Annotated in this window: 22 protein-coding genes; 10 read left to right on the top strand and 12 right to left on the bottom strand. The window is 59.4% G+C overall.

What is annotated here, in order from left to right; translation table 11 throughout:
• Position 1: 1 nt before the first annotated feature.
• A complete protein-coding gene (phnF, locus tag ACR0BF_RS01415) occupies positions 2-712 on the bottom strand; it encodes a phosphonate metabolism transcriptional regulator PhnF (RefSeq protein ID WP_480518651.1) in 711 nt (236 codons plus the stop codon).
• A 103-nt stretch (positions 713-815) separates the two neighbouring features.
• Between phnF and phnG the strand changes: the two genes are divergently transcribed.
• From phnG to phnN, 8 genes are read left to right on the top strand one after another with little or no spacing between them, the layout of a single operon-like run.
• Positions 816-1,274, top strand: coding sequence for a phosphonate C-P lyase system protein PhnG (phnG, locus tag ACR0BF_RS01410; protein ID WP_480624126.1), 459 nt, complete (start codon positions 816-818; stop codon positions 1,272-1,274).
• Positions 1,274-1,849 (top strand): phosphonate C-P lyase system protein PhnH, encoded by a 576-nt coding sequence (gene phnH / locus ACR0BF_RS01405; protein ID WP_480624125.1) that lies wholly within the window; start codon positions 1,274-1,276, stop codon positions 1,847-1,849. The genes phnG and phnH overlap by 1 nt, the downstream gene beginning before the upstream one ends.
• 3 nt (positions 1,850-1,852) lie before the next feature.
• Positions 1,853-2,944, top strand: coding sequence for a carbon-phosphorus lyase complex subunit (locus tag ACR0BF_RS01400; protein ID WP_480624124.1), 1,092 nt, complete (start codon positions 1,853-1,855; stop codon positions 2,942-2,944).
• Entirely contained in the window at positions 2,941-3,786 is an 846-nt protein-coding gene (locus ACR0BF_RS01395; protein ID WP_480624123.1) for an EamA family transporter, read from the top strand. Before ACR0BF_RS01400 ends, ACR0BF_RS01395 begins: the two co-directional genes overlap by 4 nt.
• 3 nt (positions 3,787-3,789) lie before the next feature.
• Positions 3,790-4,650, top strand: coding sequence for an alpha-D-ribose 1-methylphosphonate 5-phosphate C-P-lyase PhnJ (locus ACR0BF_RS01390; protein WP_480605128.1), 861 nt, complete (start codon positions 3,790-3,792; stop codon positions 4,648-4,650).
• On the top strand, positions 4,647-5,417 hold the full coding sequence (gene phnK, locus ACR0BF_RS01385; RefSeq protein WP_480518663.1) for a phosphonate C-P lyase system protein PhnK: 771 nt from the start codon (positions 4,647-4,649) through the stop codon (positions 5,415-5,417). Before ACR0BF_RS01390 ends, phnK begins: the two co-directional genes overlap by 4 nt.
• Before the next feature lie 22 nt (positions 5,418-5,439).
• Positions 5,440-6,123 carry a phosphonate C-P lyase system protein PhnL gene (phnL, locus tag ACR0BF_RS01380; RefSeq protein ID WP_480473833.1) on the top strand — a complete coding sequence of 228 codons (684 nt, stop codon included), beginning with the start codon at positions 5,440-5,442 and terminating at the stop codon, positions 6,121-6,123.
• Positions 6,120-6,668 (top strand): phosphonate metabolism protein/1,5-bisphosphokinase (PRPP-forming) PhnN, encoded by a 549-nt coding sequence (phnN, locus tag ACR0BF_RS01375; RefSeq protein WP_480518668.1) that lies wholly within the window; start codon positions 6,120-6,122, stop codon positions 6,666-6,668. Before phnL ends, phnN begins: the two co-directional genes overlap by 4 nt.
• On the opposite strand, the gene ACR0BF_RS01370 is transcribed toward phnN, so the two are convergent.
• On the bottom strand, positions 6,650-7,333 hold the full coding sequence (locus ACR0BF_RS01370; RefSeq protein WP_480624122.1) for a DUF1045 domain-containing protein: 684 nt from the start codon (positions 7,331-7,333) through the stop codon (positions 6,650-6,652). The genes phnN and ACR0BF_RS01370 overlap by 19 nt on opposite strands.
• A 52-nt stretch (positions 7,334-7,385) precedes the next feature.
• On the opposite strand from ACR0BF_RS01370, the gene ACR0BF_RS01365 reads away from it, so the two are divergent.
• Entirely contained in the window at positions 7,386-8,528 is a 1,143-nt protein-coding gene (locus ACR0BF_RS01365; RefSeq protein WP_480624121.1) for an alpha-D-ribose 1-methylphosphonate 5-triphosphate diphosphatase, read from the top strand.
• On the opposite strand, the gene ACR0BF_RS01360 is transcribed toward ACR0BF_RS01365, so the two are convergent.
• From ACR0BF_RS01360 to ACR0BF_RS01330, 7 genes are read right to left on the bottom strand one after another with little or no spacing between them, the layout of a single operon-like run.
• Positions 8,529-9,005: a class I SAM-dependent methyltransferase gene (locus ACR0BF_RS01360; RefSeq protein ID WP_480473829.1), complete on the bottom strand. Its 477-nt coding sequence runs from the start codon at positions 9,003-9,005 to the stop codon at positions 8,529-8,531.
• A gap of 10 nt (positions 9,006-9,015) precedes the next feature.
• The gene (locus ACR0BF_RS01355) at positions 9,016-9,771 is read right to left on the bottom strand and encodes a polysaccharide deacetylase family protein (protein ID WP_480554560.1); all 756 of its coding nucleotides are present in this window, start codon (positions 9,769-9,771) and stop codon (positions 9,016-9,018) included.
• Complete coding sequence (locus tag ACR0BF_RS01350) at positions 9,768-10,910, bottom strand: glycosyltransferase family protein (protein WP_480624120.1); 1,143 nt, start codon at positions 10,908-10,910, stop codon at positions 9,768-9,770. Before ACR0BF_RS01350 ends, ACR0BF_RS01355 begins: the two co-directional genes overlap by 4 nt.
• Positions 10,907-11,491: a histidine phosphatase family protein gene (locus tag ACR0BF_RS01345; RefSeq protein ID WP_480605118.1), complete on the bottom strand. Its 585-nt coding sequence runs from the start codon at positions 11,489-11,491 to the stop codon at positions 10,907-10,909. Before ACR0BF_RS01345 ends, ACR0BF_RS01350 begins: the two co-directional genes overlap by 4 nt.
• Positions 11,488-12,564, bottom strand: a complete 1,077-nt coding sequence (locus tag ACR0BF_RS01340) for a glycosyltransferase family 4 protein (protein ID WP_480605116.1) — start codon at positions 12,562-12,564, stop codon at positions 11,488-11,490. Before ACR0BF_RS01340 ends, ACR0BF_RS01345 begins: the two co-directional genes overlap by 4 nt.
• Entirely contained in the window at positions 12,564-13,811 is a 1,248-nt protein-coding gene (locus ACR0BF_RS01335; protein WP_480624119.1) for a glycosyltransferase family 4 protein, read from the bottom strand. The genes ACR0BF_RS01340 and ACR0BF_RS01335 overlap by 1 nt, the downstream gene beginning before the upstream one ends.
• Positions 13,808-15,022: a glycosyltransferase family protein gene (locus ACR0BF_RS01330; protein WP_480473823.1), complete on the bottom strand. Its 1,215-nt coding sequence runs from the start codon at positions 15,020-15,022 to the stop codon at positions 13,808-13,810. The genes ACR0BF_RS01335 and ACR0BF_RS01330 overlap by 4 nt, the downstream gene beginning before the upstream one ends.
• Positions 15,023-15,413: 391 nt before the next feature.
• Between ACR0BF_RS01330 and ACR0BF_RS01325 the strand changes: the two genes are divergently transcribed.
• Positions 15,414-17,795 carry a mechanosensitive ion channel domain-containing protein gene (locus tag ACR0BF_RS01325; protein ID WP_480473822.1) on the top strand — a complete coding sequence of 794 codons (2,382 nt, stop codon included), beginning with the start codon at positions 15,414-15,416 and terminating at the stop codon, positions 17,793-17,795.
• Positions 17,796-17,852: 57 nt separating this feature from the next.
• On the opposite strand, the gene ACR0BF_RS01320 is transcribed toward ACR0BF_RS01325, so the two are convergent.
• From ACR0BF_RS01320 to ACR0BF_RS01310, 3 genes are read right to left on the bottom strand one after another with little or no spacing between them, the layout of a single operon-like run.
• Positions 17,853-19,208: a CoA transferase gene (locus ACR0BF_RS01320; protein WP_480624118.1), complete on the bottom strand. Its 1,356-nt coding sequence runs from the start codon at positions 19,206-19,208 to the stop codon at positions 17,853-17,855.
• Complete coding sequence (locus ACR0BF_RS01315) at positions 19,205-20,359, bottom strand: ABC transporter permease (protein ID WP_480518687.1); 1,155 nt, start codon at positions 20,357-20,359, stop codon at positions 19,205-19,207. Before ACR0BF_RS01315 ends, ACR0BF_RS01320 begins: the two co-directional genes overlap by 4 nt.
• The gene (locus tag ACR0BF_RS01310) at positions 20,356-21,384 is read right to left on the bottom strand and encodes an ABC transporter permease (RefSeq protein ID WP_480473819.1); all 1,029 of its coding nucleotides are present in this window, start codon (positions 21,382-21,384) and stop codon (positions 20,356-20,358) included. The genes ACR0BF_RS01315 and ACR0BF_RS01310 overlap by 4 nt, the downstream gene beginning before the upstream one ends.
• Between the last annotated feature and the right edge of the window lie 7 nt (positions 21,385-21,391).

Here is a 21,391-nt window from a genome sequence, read left to right as displayed (position 1 = left end):
TTTACTCTTCGTTCAGCGTCAGCGTGACACGCTCACCAGCAAATACGGTTCGGCCATATTCGACGGGTCTGCCGTCCGGGTCCGCGTTGATGCCGACCGAAAACAGCACCGGGGCACCTTCGGACAGTTGCAGGTGAAGGGCTTGCGTTGCTGTCGCGCCGCGCGCGGTCAATCGGGTCGAGATGCGGGTGTAGTCCGCGATACCGCTGCGTTGCAGGGCTTTTGTTACTGACTGGGTCTCGGTCAGCGCCTGTAACAGGTTTGGAAAGCGTTCTGCCGGGAAGACGCTTTGAAAAACGGCTATGGGCTGCCCATCCGCCAGCGATAACCCGTCATAGACATGCACCGGGTCGCCTTTGCTCAGACCCAGTGCTTCGGCCTCGGCTTCATCTGCCGCGCGTGTCGTCAGGGCCAGAATTTTCTTTCCCGGTATCTTGCCGCTGGCCGAGACGTTCTTGTGATATCGAACCCTTTTGCCAATCGGATAGTCGGTTGGCCGCGCGGCCACAAAAACGCCCGCACCGCGCCGGGCATGAACCAGACCTTGTTCCGACATGTCGGCCAATGCGCGCCGCACTGTGTGGCGATTGACACCGTATTTGGCGGCCAGCTGCGCTTCGGTCGGCAGGCGGTCACTGGTTTGATACCGCCCTTCGGCAATGTCCGAGGTCAGGCGCAAGGCGATGCTTTTCCAGATCGGCGTTTTGCTCATGTCATCAAATCTTCACACAGTTGGAGATTGCGTGTTGCGCGCACGCAGGCTAATATTTGTCTAGTTGTATAGTTCAAATAGACAACCCGGCCAAGAGGCTTTGATGACAGATCAGACAGAAATCGCGACCGGGGCGCGCAGGGATTGGATGAGTTTGCTGGCCCGTGCACCTGACGACACCCTGATGACCTTGTGGGATGGGATTGAGACCCGCCCGAGCTTTGACTGGCTGCGCCGTCCCGAGGTCGGGAGCGTGATGGTGCGCGGTCGCACCGGTGGTACCGGAGCGCCGTTCAATATGGGCGAAATGACGGTCACGCGCTGTTCTGTGGTGTTGCAGGATGGAACGGTTGGTCACGGTTATGTTCAGGGCAGGTCGAAACCCAAGGCCGAAGCCGCAGCGTTGATTGATGCGATGATGCAGACCGCGGCGGCAGATGAGGTACAGGCGCGGCTGCTCGACCCGCTTCAGCAACAAATGCAGGCGGTCAAAAGCACACGCGCGGCCAAGGCAGCGGCCACCAAGGTTGAGTTTTTCACGCTGGTTCGGGGGGAAGATTGATGGCCGTGCAAACACAGTTTTCCGGTGGCTTTCAAAACGCACCTGTCGATGCCGCATATGCGTTCCGCGCGGCGATGACCGTCATGGCGCGCCCGGGCTACATACGCGTCCTGTCGGGCGGCGAACCCCCAGCGCCCCTGTCCGTGGCGGCTGGTACACTGCTGCTGACGTTGTGCGACCCCGAGACCAGGGTTCATCTGGCCGGAGGCACCGATACCGAAGCAATCCGCAATTGGCTGACTTTCCACACGGGCGCACCGCTCGTATCCGCAGCAAAGGCTGATTTTGCCGTTGGCACATGGGACGCATTGGGACCGCTTAGGGCCTATCGCATCGGAACGCCGGAATACCCGGATCGTTCAGCAACCCTGATTGTGGAATGCGACCGGCTAGAGCAGAGCGGTGCCGTTCTGAGCGGCCCCGGCATCAAAAAGACCGCGCGCCTGTCTCTGCCGGATATTCCGGCGCTTCAGGGGAATGCGATGCTCTATCCCCTGGGGTGCGATTTCTTTTTTACCTGCGGCAACAGGGTTGCGGCCCTGCCCCGCAGCACGCAGATCACGTCGGAGACTTAAGCGATGTATGTTGCTGTCAAAGGGGGCGAAAAAGCCATCGAGAACGCCCATGCCTGGCTGGCCGAAGAGCGCCGGGGTGCGACCGATGTGGCTGAACTGAGCCTTGCGCAGATCCGGGAACAGCTGAGCCTTGCAGTGAACCGGGTCATGGCGGAAGGTTCGCTATATGACCCCGACCTGGTTGCGCTGGCGATCAAGCAGGCGCGGGGCGATCTGATCGAGGCGATCTTTCTGATCCGCGCCTACCGCACGACGCTGCCGCGTTTTGGCTACTCCAATCCGGTCGAAACGGGTGAGATGGCCTGCGACCGCCGGATTTCGGCCACGTTCAAGGATGCGCCCGGAGGGCAGGTTCTGGGGCCGACTTTCGACTATACGCACCGTTTGCTGGATTTCAAACTGGCCGCGGATGGTGATGTCCCGAATGCTCCGGAAGGTCCTGCACGGCAGGAACCGACGCCGCATATCACCGAATTCCTGAAGGACGAGGACCTCATTCAGGACGAACCGGCAAGTGATGACACCCCCGGCGACCTGACGCGCGAACCGATGGAATTCCCCGCCAATCGCCCGTTGCGCCTGCAATCGCTGACACGCGGGGATGAGGGATTCGTGCTGGGCATGGCCTATTCCACCCAGCGCGGATACGCGCGCAACCACGCGTTTGTGGGTGAATTGCGGATCGGCAAGGTTGCGGTTGAAATGGACATCCCCGAGTTGGGGTTTGCCATCGAAATCGGCGAGGTCGAACTGACCGAGTGTGAGACGGTGAACCAGTTCAAGGGTTCAAAAACCGAGCCGCCCCAGTTCACGCGTGGATATGGTCTCGTCTTCGGTCAGTCTGAACGAAAGGCCATCGCGATGGCCTTGGTTGATCGCGCGCTGCGGTGGAAGGAACTGGGTGAAGACTATCTGGGCGCGCCTGCGCAGGATGAAGAATTTGTTCTGAGCCACGCGGACAACATTCAGGCGACCGGTTTTCTCGAACACATCAAGCTGCCACATTACGTGGATTTCCAGTCCGAGCTTGAACTGGTCCGCAATCTGCGCCGCGAGGCTGACGCGCGGATCACGTCAAAGGAGGCTGCGGAATGAGCGGGTTTGTCTTTCTGGTGGTAATGCTGGCAGCGCTGCTGCACGCCACGTGGAACGCGTTGGTCAAGGGTGGGTCGGACAAAAGCGCCGCGATGACGGCTGTGGTGATGGGGCAGGGGTTGTCCGGCCTCCTTATTCTGCCGTTTGCCCAGCCGCTCGATTGGACGTGCTGGCCCTACCTGCTGGCAGGCATCGGGCTGCATCTGGGCTATCAGCTGTTTCTGATTCAGGCCTACAAGATCGGCGACCTGACCCAGGTCTACCCGATCGCACGCGGTGCCTCGCCGCTCTTGGTTGCGCTTGGTACGGCGCTGTTCTTTGGGGTTACGTTCAGCCAGGCCGAGCTATTGGCGATGGCAATGATCTCGGTCGGGATCGCCTCGATCGCGCTGGTGCGGCGCGCGGATGGCAATTTCAACATGGCTGCTGCAGGGCTGGCGCTGATCACTGGGTTGTTCATCGCCGCCTATTCCATCGTCGACGGGCAAGGCGCGCGCATTGCGGGAACAGCGCTGGGCTTCTTCGGCACGCTGACGGCGGCGAATGCGCTGGGCTTTGCCCTGGTGGCGCGGGTTGCGCGACCGGGGTTGTTGCGGCGGGCAGCCAGCCTTTGGTGGCTGGCGGTCCTTGGCGGCGCGGCCTCATTCACCGCCTATGTTCTGGTTGTCTGGGCTTTCACCCAAGCGCCCATCGCGTTGGTCACTGCCTTGCGCGAGTGTTCGATCATCTTTGCACTGATCATCGGCGTGACCTTCCTAAACGAAAGGCTCGACCTGAAAAAGGTCGCCTCAACCGCGCTGACCCTTGCGGGTGCGATCCTTCTGCGCATGAGCCGGAGTTGACCCATGTCTGACTACAACTTCGCCTATCTAGACGAACAAACCAAACGGATGATCCGCAGGGCCATCCTGAAGGGCCTCGCTATTCCGGGGTATCAGGTGCCCTTTGCCAGCCGTGAAATGCCGATGCCTTATGGCTGGGGCACCGGAGGGGTGCAGGTCTCGGCCGCGGCGCTGACGCCTGAGGATACGCTCAAGGTCATCGATCAGGGTGCGGATGACACGACCAACGCGGTGTCGATCCGCAAGTTCTTTGAAAAGACCGCAGGTGTGGAGACGACCGAGGAAACCGAGAAGGCGACGGTGATCCAGACCCGCCACCGCATCCCCGAGGCAAAGTTGCGCGAAGATCAGATCATCGTTTATCAAGTGCCGATCCCGGAACCTCTGCGCTTCCTCGAACCGCGCGAGACCGAGACACGCAAGATGCACAGCCTAGAAGAATATGGGCTGATGCATGTGAAGCTATATGAGGATATCAGCCAGCACGGGGCGATCTCGACCGCTTACGCCTATCCGGTGAAAGTGTCTAGCCGCTATGTGATGGACCCGTCCCCGATCCCGAAATTCGACAACCCGAAGCTTGAAATGGATGCAATCCAGCTGTTCGGTGCCGGGCGCGAGCAGCGCATCTACGCAGTGCCGCCACATACCAGGGTCGTGAGCCTGGACTTCGAGGATTACCCGTTCGAGGCCACCAAGGCCGATCATCCCTGTGACCTGTGCGGGGCCGAGGATAGCTATCTGGATGAAGTCATCATGGATGATGCGGGCAACCGAATGTTTGTCTGTTCGGACACTGATTATTGCCGGTCGCGCCGCGAAGCGGGCCATATGGGCCGACTGGCCGAGGAGAACGCGGCATGACCGCCCTGTTGCAGGCCAAGGGCATCGAAAAGCTCTATGGTGCGCGGATCGGATGCACGGATGTGACTTTTGATCTCTATCCCGGAGAGGTGATGGGGATCGTGGGTGAAAGTGGCTCGGGCAAGTCGACCCTGCTGAATTGTCTGGCCGGTCATCTGGTTCCTGATGCAGGGCAAGTGATCTTTGACACGCGCGCGAATGGGCCGGTGGATACGGTGACCATGTCGGAGCCCGAACGCCGGATGCTGAGCCGTACCGATTGGGCCTTTGTGCATCAGCATGCACGTGACGGGCTGCGGATGTCAGTTAGTGCCGGAGGCAATATTGGTGAACGGCTGATGGCCGTGGGCGAGCGCCACTATGGTGACATCCGAGACAAGGCCATTGACTGGCTGGGTCGGGTCGAGATCGAGGCGGCCCGCGTTGATGACCGGCCCACCGCGTTTTCGGGCGGAATGCAGCAACGTTTGCAGATTGCCCGCAATCTGGTGACCGGTCCGAGGCTGGTATTCATGGACGAACCGACCGGGGGGCTGGATGTCTCGGTTCAGGCGCGGTTGCTGGACCTCTTGCGCGGCTTGGTGCGTGAAATGGGGCTGAGCGCGATCATCGTGACCCATGACCTTGCCGTAGTGCGCCTGCTGGCCGATCGGCTGATGGTGATGAAGGATGGTCATGTGGTTGAGGCCGGGCTGACCGATCAGGTGCTGGATGATCCTCAACACGCCTATACGCAGCTGCTTGTGTCCAGCGTTCTGCAGGTTTGAGTATTTGGGAAAAGGTGAAGCAATGATTGAACTGATCAATGTGAGCAAAAGCTTTACCCTGCACAATCAGGGCGGTGTCGTTATCCCGGTGATGGAAGAAGCGTCGCTGAAGGTTGAACCGGGTGAGTGCGTTGCTTTGACGGGGACGTCAGGCGCGGGCAAGTCCACGCTGATGCGCGTGATTTATGGCAACTACCTGGCGGCCTCTGGTCAGGTGTTGGTAGGAGGTCTGGACGTGGCAAAAGCCGAGCCGCGCCAGATCTTGACCCTCCGCCGGGAAACGCTGGGCTATGTCAGTCAATTCCTGCGGGTCGTGCCGCGGGTGCCGACGCTGGACGTTGTGGCAGAGCCTTTGCTGGCCGTGGGTTGCGACAGAATTGAGGCGCTGGAGAAATCCACCGGGTTGCTGAAGCGGCTGAACATTCCTGAGCGTTTGTGGACCCTGAGCCCCACAACCTTTTCGGGCGGGGAACAGCAGCGGGTGAATATTGCACGTGGCTTTGCCCATGACTACCCGGCGATGTTGCTGGACGAACCGACGGCAAGCCTGGATGCGCAGAACCGCGAAACCGTGTTGTCACTGATTGAAGAGGCAAAAGGGCGTGGCGCGGCGATTGTCGGGATATTCCACGACCTTGATGCACGTGAGCGTGTCTGTGACCGCGAAGTCAATGTCGCCGACTTCACGCCGGGACTGGCGGCATGACACTTGCCCCTGTCATAGCGATTGTTGGCCCCTCGGGCGTCGGCAAGGACAGTGTCATGGAAGCGTTGGAGGCACAGGTGCGCGGCGCCCGGCGCGTGCGAAGGGTGATCACCCGCCCCGCAGGCGAAGAAGGCGAGGATTTCGACCGGGTTTCGGTCGCAGAATTCCAGCAGATGGAACAGGCAGGCGCTTTCGCGCTGAGCTGGCCCGCGCATGGTCTGTTCTACGGTATCCCTGCTGAGATTTTGCGACAGCGTCAGGGGGCGAATGCGGTTCTGGTCAATCTTTCTCGCCGGGTTCTTTTACAGGCGCAGAAGGTGTTTGGAGACCTGATCGTGATCTCTCTGACGGCAAATGCCGGAGTTTTGGCGCGGCGCCTTTCCGCGCGGGGACGGGAAAGCGCAGACGAGCAGGCGCGGCGGTTGTGTCGCGCCAACGCGGAGTTGCCGGATGGTCTGAACCGGGTCATCGAAGTCGACAATTCCGGCGCGCTGGAAGACACGGTCGCCGAAATCCTGCGCCGCCTTCAACTGGAAAGCGCGTAGCGATGGATCAGGTGAAACCACCCATCTTTCGTCTCGCCCATCAGGGCAAGATCAGTGATCTGGAAGGGCTGTGGCAGCAAAGGGCTCAGATGGGTTTGCAGTGCTTCTTGCGTTGCCTTGAGGGTTGGTTTGTCCAGTTTGCCGCTCAGCGTGATGTGAAATCGAAACGCGTCCAGCACGTAGGGATAACCCCATTTGGTCAGATTGTCGTCCTGCTCGGGGGTCAACCCGGCGGCGCGGCGGCGCGTCAGTTCAGCCTGAGTGGCAGGTGCGCGAAACCGGTCGAGGTTGCGAACACAGGCCGCGGCCAGCGCATTCAGCGCCTGCGTTTCACCCAGCGGGCACAGGGCCAGGAACCGTCCAAGGCGGACAATTTCCAGACCGTCAAGTGTGACAGGCTGCCGAGTTGCAGCCAGCGCAATGCACGCCTGGTGCAATTCGTCAAAGGTCAGGCCATCGCGCAACCGGAACGGCGGTTTCAATGTCGCGTGCAGCCCGTATTTGCGTGGCACATCTGTGACGGAGGCAATGTCGATGCCACCTATGATCGGATGCGCGACCTGCATTCCCTTTTCCATGTCCCAGCCCAGCCAGCTGGTCGCAAAATCCGTCCAGGCCGCCCCGGCGGGCGGCGCAAAATAGATCGCGTATCGCGTGAATGTCACATTGGCCTCCTATTAAGTGGCCTTCCAATACCTCAGATTGTGTGAAGTTCAGATGACAGAAGACTTGATCCTTGCCAATGCCACGCTTGTGTTGCCGAATGAAACTGTCACCGGCTGTGTTCGAATTGTGGATGACACTATCATCGAAATTGACACCGGGAGTGCAGTTCCCGCAGGTGCGATAGACTGCGAAGGCGACTATGTCAGCCCCGGTCTTGTCGAGTTGCACACGGATAATCTTGAACGCCATATTCAGCCGCGCCCCAATGTACATTGGCCCCATGCCGCCGCCATTCTGGCCCATGACGCGGAACTGGCCAGCGTGGGGATAACAAGTGTGTTCGATGCGATGCGGGTTGGTTCAATCCCGTCCGGCGCCGGACGGTACGGAAAATATGCCCGCGGCCTGTCGCGGGAGTTGTGGGAATTGCGCGAGCAGGATGCGCTTAAGATCAGCCATTTCCTGCATTTGCGGGCAGAGGTGTGTTCCGAGACACTGATCGAAGAACTGGACGAGTTTGGACCCGAGGATAGGGTCGGCCTTGTGTCCATCATGGATCACACCCCCGGCCAGCGTCAGTTTCGCGACATGGGCAAGCTGGAATCCTTTCTGAAGGGCAAATATGCAATGGACGATGATACGTTCTTTCAGCATGTGGCTCAGCTGAAAAGCCTACGTGATCGCAACGGCGATGTGCACGAGGTCGAAACCGTCAAGGCCGCGCGCCGATTTGGGGCCGTTCTTGCCAGTCATGACGATACGACCGAAGATCAGGTGAAGGTCTCGGCAGGTCACGGCATTCGGCTGGCTGAGTTTCCCACAACGGTGGAGGCCGCACGGGCGTGTCATGAACATGGTATCAAGGTTATGATGGGTGCGCCAAACGTTGTACGCGGTGGCTCTCATTCCGGCAATGTTGCGGCCCGCGAATTGGCCGAGCTTGGGCATCTGGACGTAATGTCCTCGGATTACGTGCCGTCGGCCTTGTTATTGTCTGCGGTCATGCTGGGTCAAATGTGGGGCGATATGGCGCGTGGAATGAAGACCGTCACATTGGCGCCGGCGCAGGCCGCCAGGCTGGAGGATCGTGGCGAGTTGCGCGCCAATGCCCGCGCCGATGTTATCCGTTTCCGGATGCGCGCGGGTGTGCCAGCCCTCAACTCGGTTTGGGCGCGCGGTCGCCGTGTGGCGTGATCAGGCCGTATAGAACAGGTAACGGTCCGGCGCGATCGTCTCGGGCCCTTTGATCTGGTTGAAGCCGACAAGGGGCTGGCCGGAAATCAACAACCCACCGGGCTGCATCACTTGCGCGATCAACGGGCTGAGGCGCGCGGCCTCGGCCACATCTTCGTGTTTGATGCCGCGTCCGAAATCATAATGCGCCAACGCGATCTTGTGCCCCTCGGCCATCAGTTTCCGCAGCATGGGTTCAGCTTCGCCTTGCAGGAAATCTTCGGCCGGTGGGGTGCTTTCGGGATGGCATTGCAGCACACGATCCATCACCCAGATCCGGCGGTGCGGCAGAATTTCTCGCAGGTGGTCATAGGTGCGACCATTGCCCAAACCCATATCCAGCACATCGCCGGGCTGGCCACTGATCTGTTCGGCTGCCCAGTTCAGCCCGTCACGTTGGGCCGTCAGTCGGCGCAGCATGGAATCCAGTCGGCTCATGACGATGTCCTCACTCGTTCTTTGGTGCGACCCAGGGTGTGGCAGGACCGTCCAGCAGATGTTTCAGCAACGCCTCGGTAAAGGCCCAGATGTCCTGATCATGGACCAGGTGATGGGTCAATACTCCAAAAGGCTCGGCGTTGTCTGCGCGGCCTTCGCGCCTGTCCCGCAGGAGGTTAACTGTCTGTGCGATCAGGCGGTCCGGAGAGATCAGACCGCATGAACCCCGCCAGTCAATCGGGTCAAGATGTGTGTTGACCTGCTCAAGCCCCGCTGCCGCCATTTTTGTTCTGCGGGGCGTTGCCGTTGAAAGAACGCGATACCCCAGCGATGGAAGATGTTCGATGACTTCTGGTGCAATGCGGTTCCACGGAGGGATAAACATCGGCCGCAGGGTGTTGCCGAACAAGGCGCCAAGGCGTGACAATCCTGCCGCGGCATCCGCGACAACCTGGTCCAACGGACGGTTGAGACGAAACTCGGCTTTCTTCTCACCGGCGGGCGCATGGTTCGTGTGGGACCAACCGTGGACCACAGGGATGAGAGTTTCGCCGTGCGCAACATAGTCGGCCAGCGCAGCGGTTGCCCCGTGCGGAATGACAGCCAGATGCACCGGCAGGCCTAACTGCGTGGCCAGATCGGACAGCCGGTCCAACTGTGGTGTCGGGTCGATCGCGTCATCGTCTCGCCACCACAACGGCAAGGAAAGGCCCGCTGCATGCCAATGGGTCAGCTCGACCTCAAGTGGGTGCCAGTCCGGGTTCATTTGCGCCGTTCCAGCAGGTGCTTGGCGATCTCCACGGTTTGGGCCGCGCCATCAAACCCGAAGTCCTGCTGCGCGCGGGGTCCATCTGAAATGACGCGCTCTACGGCCTGCGCCAACGCCTGCCCGCTCAGGGTTCGGCTGAGAAGCACCTCGATGGCTGGCAAACTCGATAGGCTTTGCCCACGCAGCCCCTGTTCAACCTCTTTGCCATCATCGAATGGGACAAAAACAGCGGGTGTTCCGCTTTGCAGAATATCCATGGCGGTGTTGTAGCCGCACATGCTGACCGATGCCGCCGCATGGGGCAGCATCTGGCGAAAATCGGGGCGCACAGGTTCCAGAATTGCCGAGGTTCCTTCAGCCAGTTGGGACAGCTCTGCGATCCTTGCCTTGGCATCCGTCCCGCCGATCAACAGGCGCCAGCGCCTGTTGGGCATCTGGCGGGCGGCCTCGATGGCCGCGCGAAAGATCGGTTGCCCCACAGAACCGCCGCCGGCGCTGACAAGGATTTCGCCCTGCCCAACGGACTGCGGATGCGGTAGAGGCAGTTCCGGCGCCACAAAGCCGGTATAATGCAGCCGTTCCGCCAATCGGTCCGACACCGGCCAACTGACCGAAAGCGGCGTGACACTTTCGGTCGAGTGAACAAGAATGCCGTCATAAAAGCGGGTGACGATATCTTCGGTACGCTGGGCCTTGGCAGGTTTGGATGGCGGGGCCAGAATATCGCGGATCGATCCCAGGATGACCGGAGGCTGAGGCAGGGCCCGTGCCGCATTCAGGCTCGCGTCGAATTCCGCTGCCAGCGACCGGCGGCCAAAGGGGAAAAGCTCGGTTATCAGGATTTGCGGCTGAAAGCTGTTTACCGCCTGCACCATGGCTGTCACGCGCGCGCGATGATAATCAGCATCGGCCTCGGCACCGCTTTCAGTCAGAAGCCGCGTGAAATTGGCTCCATCCGATCTGAGCGGTGGCAAACCGAACAGGGTTAGCCCGCTGCTGTCTAGTTGAGGCGCAGGCATCCCGCCCGAGACGACCATGACCTCGTGACCGTCATCCCGGAAGGCCCGGCCCAATGTCAGAGCCCGGCTCAGATGCCCTGTTCCCAACAGGTGCGTGACAACGATCATCATCTTCATGGCAGCGGCCCATGTTTGATCAGGCGAACAGGGTCCGGATCTGCGGTCATCGTATTCATATCGACGATATACAGCCGATTGCGCTTGATCTTGAAGGGGGCGGGACCATCAAAATCCCAGCGCCACGCCTGGGCGAGAATGACCCGCATGATGCCAATATGGCAGACCGCGACTGTATCCTGCCGCAGCCCGGACACCCAGGGGTGCAGCCTGGTCCAGACCTCGGCAGGGCTTTCACCGTCAGGCGGGCGAAAATCCCAACTCCAGTCTTCGATATGGCGATACCCGCTGGTTTCATCGGCGATCAGGTCGACGCCTCGAAGTCCTTCCCAGTCGCCCCAATTCATTTCTATCAGCGCGTCCGAGGTTTTCGGGGCGCGCCCAGACACGATGCGTGCCGTTTCACTGGCGCGCAGCAACGGGCTGGACCAGATATCAGCGACGGCCCATGGATCAGGCAAGCGATACCCGGCCAGCTCAGACCGCGCGTCGTCATCCAGCGGAATATCGCTGCGCCCCTGAATGCGCCCCGCGCGGTTCCAGTGGGTATGCCCGTGGCGAAGTAGTGCAAGACGGGTCATGATACATCCTTCAACAAGGGCCGTAGATGCGCCCACAACCGCGCGGTCGCCTGAGGTATAAGATGACGCCGGGCCACATAGCTGCGCGCATTCTCCCCAAGCGCGTGGCGCTGCGCGGTATCCTCGAGCAGGTTTTGCATGTGATCGGCAAGCCCTCTGGCCCCAGCTTCAACCGGTGGGTAAACCGCAGGTGCCAGCACGTCCCGAACGCCGGGACGATCCTGTGCGACCACGGGCAGGCCTGTCGCCTGCGCCTCAAGATAGACCATACCATAGGCTTCGTTCACACCGGGCCAGACAAGCAGGGACGCCTGTCGGTAGATTTTCTGCAAGGCCACCCGGTCGAGCTGGCCCAGAAAGTGCACCCGGCTTCCGAACGGCGCCATCAGGGTTTCGACTTCAGGCCGCGCCGGACCATCCCCTGCGATGTTCAGGTTCCAGTCACATGTCAGGTGCGAAAGGGCCTCGGCCAAAATCCGGTAGGACGCCAGCTTGTCCCCATGCCGCATCATTCCGACAGTCAGCATGGGGCCGTCCCCGGTCGTAGCCACAGGCAACCCGGTTTCAGGCAGAAATGGCGGCAATTCAACCAGTGCCTGCTTGCCAAAACGGTCCCGTTCCAACGTAATCAGGTCATTGGCTGTGTGGTAGAATATGATATCCGCTGCATCACACGCCTGATGCGCCGCTTGGGCGAAATCGGCCCACGCCCCGTTCAGCCTGCTTGATGCGCGCGTGCTTTCCAGTTGCACATACGGGATGCCGCGCGCCTGGCAGACCTTGGGGCCCAGCAGGTCGGGTGCTTTGTAGTAATTGTGATAAGTCACCCAAAGATCTGTATCAAAGGGCAATTCGGCGCTCAGCCGCTGCGCTTCAATCTCAGCCGCGCGAACAAGGGTTCGCTGTAGGTCCCGGTCTCCGATCTTGTCGTAGATGCGCAGGTCCGAGGCCAGTTCGATCTTATCCCCTTGCGCCGCCAAGCCGAGCATAAGGTTTCGCGCCATTTCGCGGTCGCCCGAGGGTATCTGGCTGCCGGGGGATTTCATTGGCGCATAAAACGCGACCCGCGCCATTACGCGTCTTCCATGCTCAGGGTTTTCAACCGTGCCGACAGCCGTACAATACCGGGTTCCATTCGAAAATCTGCAATCAGGCGGTCATAGGCTGCACGCGCCATAGTTGCTGCCGTTTCCGGATCAGCGGCCAAAACTGAAATGGCCGAAGCCAATGCAGCCGGGTCGTCATCAGACAGCACGCCATGCGTTCCGGATTGGATGAATTCCGGGATGGCCGAAACCGGTGTCGACAGAATTGGCAACTGCTGCGATGCGGCCTCCATCAACACGTTCGGCAATCCATCCCGGTCCCCGTCCGCAGCAACACGGCTGGGCAAAACAAACAGGTCGGCCTTGCGCATGGCTTCGATCACCTCGGGCTGATCGCAGGCCCCCCTCCAGATGATGCGGTCCACGATACCAGCAGCGCGCACCTGTTTGTGTAGTGAGTCCCCAAGACCCCCGCCGCCAATGTGGGTCCAATGCCAGTCCAGGTTTTCCGGCAGCAGCGTGAAGGCCGCAATAAGGCGGTCAAAGCCCTTCTTTTCAACCAGCCGCCCAACGGAAATCATGTGAAACGGATCGCCAGCGGCGCGTATCCTGCGCTTTGGCGGTTCGGGGAAGCGCGACAGGTCCAGGCCATGATAGATAAGGTCCACGCGGTTGGGGTCATCAGCGAGGCTGCGCAGGTGTTCCGCGCCGATTGCCGTGCAGGTGGCTCCGAAAGCGGCCCCATATGTTGCAGCCTGCAGCTTTTCACTCTTTTCCCAGTCCGGTGAGGTCCAGATATCCTTGGCATGGGCGGAAAAGCTCCATGGCAGACCGCGCATGATGGCCGCATATCGGGCGACGGACGAGGGGGTGTGCATGAAATGGGCATAGAGCCCCTGCGTCTGGGCGGGTAACTCGGCGGCCAGAACACATGCTTGCCCAAACCGGCGGATGCGGTTCGGCGTGGGATCGCGGCGCAGGTCGTGCCGCCAGATCTTGTAGGCCTCGGCATAGCCGGGCAGGTCTTGGGCGGCAGTGCGGGCCGCCCACACCCGCTGTGGCTCCTCATGCAGGTATTCCGGCAGATAGCGAACCTGCCCCAAGAATCGATCGTGCAAAGGGTGACGTTTGGTGTCGGTCGGACGGCGCAGAGACCAGATGTCAAATCGGTGCCCGGCTTCCTGCAAGGCAACAAGTTCCTGAGCGATAAATGTTTCGGACAGTCGCGGCCAGCCTTTGACCACAACCGCCAGATTGGGAGAGGCCGAGTTCATCCAGTGGCTCGTTTCTGTTCCCGTGTCAGCAGGCTGTCAATGCGGTCGGTGACATAGTCCAAACCGTCCAGCAATCCACTTTGGATGGCATGCGACGGCACAGATTGGTGCGGCAGATTGCGGATGGCACGGATCATTGCGTCGGGTGTCAGGCTGTCGCGTCGTTCGTCCAGCATCTTGACCAGCCCCAGCTCTTCCGCGCGTGAGGCCCTTATCCACTGTTCCAGACGAGGTGTGGTGCGTGGAACAATGACGGCCCGTTTGTCGAAGGACAAAACCTCGCAAAACGTGTTGTATCCACCCATGCAGACCACGCCTTCGGCCCCTGCAAACAGCGTTTCGATCTGCGATTCAAATCCAACCGCAGTTACGCGACCATTCAATGCGGCAACCCGTGCTTCGAAATCGTTGCGCAATTCACCCGACAGGAATGGGCCATAGACCAACACGGCACGCGGCGACAGGTCTGGGTCTTTCTCGTAGGCGGACAGCACAAGGTTGACCAGCGCCTTACCATCGCCACCGCCGCCGGGTGTGATCAGGATATAAGGTTGCTGAGGCGGTTCCCCGACCGGGCCGAGATCGCGGCGCAGATATCCCGTCCAGTGAATACGCGATCGCGCTGACGCGCTCAGCCGCAATCCTTGCGTCGGATCGTAGATCGACTGTGATCCGTAAACCCAGATCTCATGATAGAACCGCTCGGTCGCTTCGATGGCTTCTTTGCGTGCCCATTCGGCGGCCAGCACTTCGGGTTCGTCCAGCACATCACGCAGGCCCAGAACCAGTTTCGTACCGCAATGGCGTTCGAGATATTTCAGTGTTGGCAACAGCTCACCCCGGAACCCTGTCGGTTCCTTGTCGACCACCAACACGTCTGGGTCGAACTGCTGAACCGCGGTCTGGATCAATCCCGCACGCAATTCGGTTACTTCGTCGATCCCCATTCCGATTGTGCGCGCAGCATACGAGCCGTCCGCACGCTTGGTCACACCGGGCAGGCGCACATGGTCAACCCGGCGCGGAAAAGTGAAACGGCCTGCCACGGGTGAACCCGTCAGGATCAGCGCCGAGGCGCTTGGGTCCGCCTGCGTGATTGCCGCAGCCAAGGCGCGGGACCGGCGCAAATGCCCCAGACCGAAAGTGTCATGGCTGTAAAACAGGATACGCGGCGCGCGGTCCGGTTTAGAATTGGTTGTGCCAAGGCTCATAGTGTTGCCCGTCTTCTTGATCCCAGAGCGAAATCCGCGCGTTCGCTAGCGTTACCGTATATTTCAATGCCACGCTTGCCAAAGGCGGATTTGCGCATTTGCAAATGTTTCAAGCATTGCGATTTGGCAACAGCGTTTTGACAACTTCGCGGCATATCGCACCACAGCTAGAGAAGATCGCATAAGGATCCCGATGAAGGCAATCGGGTCGGACCTGAAACTTTTGCCCGGTCATATTCAATTATGGCAAGATTGAAAACACCTGCGAGCATCAGAGTGCGCCAAGAACACGTCCAAACACGATATTGAGACGGAGTGATGCGAGTGTTTGAACTGCCTGAAACGCTTCTGTAATCTGGCCAATATCGGCAAAAACTGGATGCAAGACCCAATGCGAAATAACTTTCCGGCCGTATTTTTTTTGGCGTTGTGGGCCATTTTCCTGAGCGTTCCCACTGGTGCATTGGCGCAGACGTCCTTGATTCCCGGATATTCTTCCGGGTCGGGCAGTTCGTCCGGGACCGACAAGGAAAGTGATTTGGCCGCTGCAATCCGTGCTGCCAGCGATGCAGGCGCGAGTGTCATTGTCATCGACAGTGCCGGTCAGGTTGTGACAACGGCAGGTGGAAAGGATGCAGGTTCGGGGGGCGCGGACAGCGATTCGAGCAACCCGATGGGTGACGGTTCGCAGTTGATGAAGGCGCAAGAGCGGTTCTCGAAATTCCGCGAGTCGATGAATTCCCGTCTCGAGGCGCTGCCCTATTCTATTTTTGAAGTACAGTACATCCTGCGCCAGACCAGCCCAGATGGCCGTATCCAGACCTATGTCGAGGTGTTGGGCTGGAATATCCTGTTCCTGTTACTTGGGCGGTGGCTGTCGATCGAGATTTACGGGAAACGGTTCGCGCGCCGCTGGGTGGTGGCGCGGATCAAGGACGAACCACAGGGTTATCGGGAAAAGATGCCGTTCCTGCTGTTCCGGTTCCTGATGGGGATCGGTGCTACGGTCTTTGCAATGATCATGGCTTTGATCGTCGGGTATCTGATCTTTGGCGAGGCCGAGGATATCTCGGTCCAGTTCACGATCACCGCCATCTTTACGGCTTTTTTCCTGTCGCGCACGGTGTCGGACCTGTGGCGCATGGTCCTGTCGCCTTATCTGAGCCAATATCGATTACCGCCCTTTTCGGACAAGAATGCGCGCAGGCTGTACATCTGGGCGTCCGTGCTGGCGACCTATGATATTTCGGTCGTCCTGTTTTCCACCTGGGTCGCTGATTTTGGGCTGAACTACAATGTCTACGCCATGGTGTATGGCGGTCTGACGATGCTGGGCGCGCTGGGTAATATTCTGATGATCCTATTCAACGCCCGTGCCATCTCGAACGCGATCCGGGGTGGGCGGGCATCCGAACAGGTGTCTTGGCTGCTGCGGTTTGTGTCATTTGGCTGGGCGCCGGCATTGATCATCTATGTCGTGTTCAGCTGGTTCCGTCTGGCTGTTGATCTGGCGCTGGAGCATCCGACACCGCTGCCGTTGATTGCAAGCAGCTATCTGATCTTCATGTCCGTGGTCGTGGCCTATGGTGCAATGAACTACCTGCTGGAGCGGTATTTTGACCGCTCGCGCATGATTAGCGAAATAAACGGGGAAGCCGAGGCAGCGGATGAAGGCGTCATGGCGGCGGATATACCCGAGGCTGAACAGCCGAAGCAGCATCTTCTGACTTATGAAGACCTGGCCCGCCGGGTAGCCGGAATTCTGGCTTTCGTGCTCGGGGCTTATGCGCTTGTCGTGATATGGTACCCGAACGCGGACTGGAGCGAGGATCTGCCGGTAGAACGTGCGCTGGATGTGATGGTCGTCCTGTTTATCGGGTACATCCTGTTTCATTTCTTTCGGATCTGGATCGACAGCAAGATCGCTGAAGAATCCGACGATGGCACCGAGGTTGAACTGGGCGACGAAGGCGGGGAAGGCGGGCAAAGCCGTCTGGCAACGTTGTTGCCACTTTTCCGGGGCGCAATTCTGGCTGTTGTCGTGGTCACGATCGTACTAATTGTCCTGATGGAACTGGGTATCAATGTCAGCCCGTTGTTTGCGGGTGCCGGTGTGGTTGGTCTGGCCGTGGGTTTCGGGTCGCAAACGCTGGTGCGCGACATTTTTTCCGGCGCATTCTTCCTGCTGGATGATGCGTTCCGGAAAGGGGAATATATCGACATTGGGGATGTGAAAGGGACGGTCGAGAAAATCTCGGTCAGGTCCATGCAACTGCGTCACCATCTGGGTGCGCTGAACACCATTCCCTTTGGCGAGATCAAAGTGCTGACCAACTATTCGCGCGATTGGGTGATCATGAAGCTGCCGCTGCGCGTGACCTATGACACCGATGTCGAGAAGGTTCGCAAGTTGATCAAGAAATTGGGTCAGGAACTGTTGGCCGATCCCGTAATCGGAGACAATTTCATCCAACCGCTGAAGTCACAGGGCGTGATCGAGATGCAGGATTCAGCGATGATCATCCGGGTCAAGTTCATGACGAAACCCGGCGACCAGTGGCTGGTTCGCAAAAAGGTCTATCAGGACATTCGCGAGTTGTTCGCGCGAGAGGGGATCAAGTTTGCGCATCGCGAGGTCACTGTAAGATTGGCAGATGGCAAAGAGGCGGAAGACCTGACACCAAAACAGCGTGAGGCCGTGACAGGGGCTGTTCAGGCCGCAATTGACGAGGACTATCTGGACGATATCGGGCCGGATGGCGACGACCGGTAGAGAGTCCCGCCGCCGCTTTGTGTTGAGTCTCGGATGAGGTGCCACGAAAGCGTGAGGTCAGTTGGAAACGAAGGGCCAGACCGGGTCAGATGTGCCCAGTTTCGACGCCGGTAAATCCCATTGCAGCACAGTTTCACCGAGGCTTAGCGCTGGTTTGAGGCGGTGCCCCGGTCCCCAGCCCGAGGCTTCTGTTGCAGGGGAGTAATCCGTGGGCATCGGGCGAATGGGCTCAGCCTCGACGTCGTCTTTGCCGAGAATCGCCAAAAGCTCGGCGGTGCGGGCAAGGGACACATACGCATGCATGATGGAATTGCCCGACGCGGCCTCGGCCAATGCGGAAAGGACGGCGGCGGCCATTAGGTAGCCGGTTGCGTGGTCCAAAGCCTGAACCGGCAATGGCGTTGGTTTGTCTGCGTCAGCCCAACCCATGCCCGTATGCGCAATTCCCGCGCTCATCTGCACAAGGCTGTCAAAGCCGCGCCGGTTCGACCACGGGCCTTGCCAGCCATAGGCATTCAGCGTCACCTCGACCCTGTTCGGTGCCAGTTCATCGCGCTTAGCACGGGTCAGGCCCAGCGCGTCCAAAGCGCCGGGCCGGTACCCGTGCACGAATACATCGGCCTGGGACAAAAGCTCTTGCAGCCGTTCCATTCCAACGGTCGATTTCAGATCGAGATAAGCGCAGTGTTTTCCAAGTGAAATGTCAGGTATCACACCGGGCTCGTCCCAAGCGGGCGGATCGATCCGCAAAACCTCGGCCCCGAAACCGGCCAATGTGCGTGTCGATACCGGACCCGCCAGAACGCGTGTCAGGTCAAGAACGCGCAACCCGGCAAGAGGTCTTGCAGAGGTTGCCTGCGGCCTCTCGCGCAGCTTGACGTACCGGGGGCCCTGCCAACCAATCAACGGGTCGCGCGATACAGCGCGGCCCTGCGGATGTTCAAGCCATTCGGTCCGGCTGCGCATGGCAGCGGCCACACCGCCTTCGGCCACAATATCGGTTTCCAAATCGGATATGGCCCGGGTTCTGACGGCTTTTGCCACAGCTTCACGCTCTGGCAGCGTTCCAAGAACCTTCATCGCTGCCGCGCGATGGCGTGGCAGGTTGGTGTGCAACCTGATCCACCCATCAGAAGCCCTGTAATCCCCCGCGACCGAATCCCAAAGGTTCGGCATTTCCCAGCCATCAGGCTTAAAGGAATAGCCGAACCACAAGGATGCCAGCCGATGGTCGACGGCGACCTCGGGTGCTTTCTGGGTCAGGTTCAGCGCCTGCAAAAGCCGGGCCATTTCCTGCCCAACGGCTGCAAAGCTGGCCGTCGCCAGTTCGGAAACGGCAAAAGCACTTGGCAGAGCGCCAGTGCCGATCCTGCGATATCGTTCGGCGGCGGGAAGGGTGGCAAGAAGGCTCATTGCTGATACGGGTCCAGACTGTCGCGCAATCCGTCACCTAGAAAGTTAAAGGCCAGTACGATCACGATAATCGGCAGCATCGGGATTGCCGTCCAGGGGTAGATCTCGATCGATGCGAGGTTCTGCGCGTCATTCAGCATCACACCCCAACTGACCGCTGGTGCACGAAGGCCCAGGCCAAGAAAGCTCAGCGCGGTTTCCCCAAGGATCATTGCCGGGATCGACAGGGTGGCTGATGCAATCAAATGAGACATGAAATTCGGCAACAAGTGCTTACGGATCACCCGGCCCGAGCTTGCGCCCATCATTTCTGCGGCGCGTACGTATTCTTCCTCGCGTAGTGACAGGAACTTGGCACGGACCGAACGCGCCAGCCCGGGCCAGTCGAGGATGCCGAGGATGATCGAAATGATGAAGAATACGGCAACCGGGCTCCAATTCGAAGGCACGGCGGCAGACAGTGCCAGCCACAGCGGCAATTCCGGCAGCGAGCGCAGGATTTCGATGACCCGGTTGATGACCCAGTCGATGCGCCCACCGAAATAACCCGCCATCGAACCGAACAGGATACCCAGAAAGAACGACACCGAAATACCGATCAGACCCACGGTCAGCGACAACTGCGCGCCATAAAGGATGCGGCTGAAGATATCGCGCCCCAACCTGTCGGAACCCCACAGGAACAAAGTGGCACCATCCGGCGCGCAGAAAAGATGCGTATCTGTCTTGATAAGACCTGCAAGTCGATATTCGGATCCTTCACAGAAGAACCGGATCGGGCGCGGGTCATCAGTGTCAGGGACGAACTTCCACTGGAAGGTTTCCAGATCCGCCTCGGCGACGATTGGAAAAACATGGGGGCCGATAAAAGCGCCGTCGTAAAACCAGTTCACGGATTGTGGTGGCGCGTACAGATGCTCTCCGTTCCGGTCATTAGGGCCATACGGCGCGATGAAACCGGCAAACGGCAGCATTAGGTAGCACAGCAGCAGGAAGATACCCGAGATCAGGCCCAGCTTATGTGTGCGGAACTTGCGCCAGACCAACACCCAGTTTGGGGCATCCAGATCGGCGCGTTCCAGTTGCTGTATCGATGCCTGCGGATCAAAAGGCGCGTCATCGACGTAGCGATTGTCAGGACGTTCGGTCATGCTTCGCGCCCCTCATACCGTATGCGGGGATCCAGCATGACCAGCAGAATATCCGAGATCATCGTGCCGATAAGCGTCAGCAGCGCGACAAACATCAGGATGAATGCGGACAGGAATTGATCCTGCGTTTTCAGTGCTGTCAGCAAAGTCGGCCCGATGGTTTGCAAGCCCAGAACGACTGAAACCAGAACCGATCCTGACACCATTGATGGCAGAAGGTTACCGATGTCCGCAACGAACGGGTTGAATGCCACGCGCAACGGATATTTTGTTAGCATCCGCGACGGGGCCATGCCCTTGGCAATGGCCGTTTCCACATAGGGCTTCCCCAGTTCGTCGAGCATATTTGCCCGCAGGCGCTGCATCATCGCCGATGCGCCCGAGGTTCCGATGACAAAAGTCGGAACGATCAAGTGGATGAGAATGGATTTCATCTTGTCCCAACTCAGCGGCTGACCTTCGAATTGCGGGTCCATCAGGCCGCCGATAGGTAGGTTGAAATACCGATGCCCGTAGTAGAACAAGATCAGGGCCAGCAGGAAGTTTGGGGTCGCCAGCCCCAGATAACCCACAAAGGCCGAGGTATAATCAATCCACGTCCGTGATCGCGCCGCAGCAATAACACCCAGGGGAAGGGCAACGGCATATACAAACAGGATCGCGGCAAGGTTGACGACGACCGTCAACCAAAGCGTGTCGCCTACGATTTCCGATACAGGCCGGTCGAACTCAAAGGACCAGCCGTAATTGCCTTGGATCAGACCTGAAAATCCGTGTGGTCCCGGCCAGAAGCCTATCCAGATCAGGTACTGTTCCCACATAGGGCGATCCAGAGCGTACTCGGCGCGCAGAAACTCGGCCTTGGCGACACCCGCTGACTGGCCCGAGGCCTGAAGCTCGGCAATCTGGTTGCTCAGGTAATCACCGGGCGGCAGGTTGATGATTATGAAGATCAGGACCGAGACCACCAACAATGTCAGCAGCATCGTGAAAAAGCGATACACCGCATAGCGCAGCATGACCATTTAGCTG

The organism is Ruegeria sp. AG7 (assembly GCF_056541545.1).
The sequence above is the reverse complement of the archived record's forward strand: the minus strand, read 5'-3'. Positions and strand labels throughout refer to the sequence as shown.

What these genes read in the sequence shown, in the direction of transcription:
- ACR0BF_RS01310 (WP_480473819.1), bottom strand. Translation starts at nt 21,384, where the DNA reads ATGGTCATGCTGCGCTATGCGGTGTATCGCTTTTTCACGATGCTGCTG.
- phnH (WP_480624125.1), top strand. Translation starts at nt 1,274, where the DNA reads ATGGCCGTGCAAACACAGTTTTCCGGTGGCTTTCAAAACGCACCTGTC.
- ACR0BF_RS01325 (WP_480473822.1), top strand. Translation starts at nt 15,414, where the DNA reads ATGCGAAATAACTTTCCGGCCGTATTTTTTTTGGCGTTGTGGGCCATT.
- ACR0BF_RS01345 (WP_480605118.1), bottom strand. Translation starts at nt 11,491, where the DNA reads ATGACCCGTCTTGCACTACTTCGCCACGGGCATACCCACTGGAACCGC.
- ACR0BF_RS01350 (WP_480624120.1), bottom strand. Translation starts at nt 10,910, where the DNA reads ATGAAGATGATGATCGTTGTCACGCACCTGTTGGGAACAGGGCATCTG.
- ACR0BF_RS01360 (WP_480473829.1), bottom strand. Translation starts at nt 9,005, where the DNA reads ATGAGCCGACTGGATTCCATGCTGCGCCGACTGACGGCCCAACGTGAC.
- phnN (WP_480518668.1), top strand. Translation starts at nt 6,120, where the DNA reads ATGACACTTGCCCCTGTCATAGCGATTGTTGGCCCCTCGGGCGTCGGC.
- phnF (WP_480518651.1), bottom strand. Translation starts at nt 712, where the DNA reads ATGAGCAAAACGCCGATCTGGAAAAGCATCGCCTTGCGCCTGACCTCG.
- ACR0BF_RS01330 (WP_480473823.1), bottom strand. Translation starts at nt 15,022, where the DNA reads ATGAGCCTTGGCACAACCAATTCTAAACCGGACCGCGCGCCGCGTATC.
- phnL (WP_480473833.1), top strand. Translation starts at nt 5,440, where the DNA reads ATGATTGAACTGATCAATGTGAGCAAAAGCTTTACCCTGCACAATCAG.
- ACR0BF_RS01355 (WP_480554560.1), bottom strand. Translation starts at nt 9,771, where the DNA reads ATGAACCCGGACTGGCACCCACTTGAGGTCGAGCTGACCCATTGGCAT.
- ACR0BF_RS01365 (WP_480624121.1), top strand. Translation starts at nt 7,386, where the DNA reads ATGACAGAAGACTTGATCCTTGCCAATGCCACGCTTGTGTTGCCGAAT.
- ACR0BF_RS01335 (WP_480624119.1), bottom strand. Translation starts at nt 13,811, where the DNA reads ATGAACTCGGCCTCTCCCAATCTGGCGGTTGTGGTCAAAGGCTGGCCG.
- ACR0BF_RS01315 (WP_480518687.1), bottom strand. Translation starts at nt 20,359, where the DNA reads ATGACCGAACGTCCTGACAATCGCTACGTCGATGACGCGCCTTTTGAT.
- ACR0BF_RS01395 (WP_480624123.1), top strand. Translation starts at nt 2,941, where the DNA reads ATGAGCGGGTTTGTCTTTCTGGTGGTAATGCTGGCAGCGCTGCTGCAC.
- ACR0BF_RS01400 (WP_480624124.1), top strand. Translation starts at nt 1,853, where the DNA reads ATGTATGTTGCTGTCAAAGGGGGCGAAAAAGCCATCGAGAACGCCCAT.
- ACR0BF_RS01320 (WP_480624118.1), bottom strand. Translation starts at nt 19,208, where the DNA reads ATGAGCCTTCTTGCCACCCTTCCCGCCGCCGAACGATATCGCAGGATC.
- ACR0BF_RS01390 (WP_480605128.1), top strand. Translation starts at nt 3,790, where the DNA reads ATGTCTGACTACAACTTCGCCTATCTAGACGAACAAACCAAACGGATG.
- phnG (WP_480624126.1), top strand. Translation starts at nt 816, where the DNA reads ATGACAGATCAGACAGAAATCGCGACCGGGGCGCGCAGGGATTGGATG.
- ACR0BF_RS01340 (WP_480605116.1), bottom strand. Translation starts at nt 12,564, where the DNA reads ATGGCGCGGGTCGCGTTTTATGCGCCAATGAAATCCCCCGGCAGCCAG.
- phnK (WP_480518663.1), top strand. Translation starts at nt 4,647, where the DNA reads ATGACCGCCCTGTTGCAGGCCAAGGGCATCGAAAAGCTCTATGGTGCG.